This is a genomic window from Deinococcus roseus, assembly GCF_014646895.1.
In the GTDB taxonomy this organism is placed as follows: Bacteria; Deinococcota; Deinococci; order Deinococcales; family Deinococcaceae; genus Deinococcus_C; species Deinococcus_C roseus.
Genome location: NZ_BMOD01000088.1, coordinates 1 through 913, shown reverse-complemented (window position 1 = coordinate 913; position 913 = coordinate 1). Strand labels below are relative to the sequence as shown.

Annotated in this window: 1 protein-coding gene; it reads left to right on the top strand. The window is 51.5% G+C overall.

All coding sequences use genetic code 11. The features are described from left to right. Positions 1-907 (top strand): transposase (locus IEY52_RS26500; RefSeq protein WP_229685003.1); only part of this gene is annotated, 907 nt, incomplete at its 5' end. Positions 908-913 lie beyond the last annotated feature (6 nt).

Here is a 913-nt window from a genome sequence, read left to right as displayed (position 1 = left end):
CATCGACGACTGTGTGGCCGAAAAGCCACACATGGAGGAGAACGCGGTGATCCAGTACCACTACGACCACAGCGTGGGACGCACCATCAAGGGGATCAACTTGCTCAGTTGTTGCTATGAGATCTCGGTGCAGGACCTCTCCATCTGTGTTCCTGTCCAGGTGGAAGTCATCGAAAAGACCGAGCTGTACGAGAACGAGCGCTCAGGTGAACTGCGCTACCGGAGCAAAAAGACCAAAAATGAGATCTTCCAGGATCTGTTGCGGGCTGTCCAGCAGAACCAGATTCCCTACGGGTATGTGTTGTGTGACGTGTGGTTTTCCAGTGCTGAAAACATGATGTTCATTCGGACCAAGCTAAAAAAGCATTTTGTGATGCCGATCAAAAGCAACCGTCTGGTTCGACTGCTGGCGGAAGGTGAGACCATCGAGCATCACCCAGGACAGAAAAAGCTGTTTCGGGCAGTAGACACCCTGGATTTGACTGAAGACCACACCTACCGGGCGGAGATCAAAGGACTGGCCTTTGAAGTGCTGCTCTTGCGCCACGTCTACAAAAATGCAGATGGAACGGTGGGAGTGGTCTTTCTGGTCACCAGTGATTTAACTTTGTCTGGGACGGCGTTGTTCGATTTGCAGCAAAGACGCTGGAAAATCGAACCGTATCACAAGAGCCTCAAACAAAACGCCTCTTTGATGAAATCACCTGCTCGTACCGCATGGACGCAACGCAACCATGTGTTTGCTTCCTTACTGGGGTATGTGAAGCTGGAAGGTCTGAAGTTACAGGGTCGAGTGAACCATTTCGCCTTGCGGACCAGAATTTACACCCGAGCGGTTCAAGCAGCCTGGGAAGAACTTCGAAACCTCAGAGAACTGTTCAAGTCACCTGTCCCACTCGGTGCGTAACTTCAG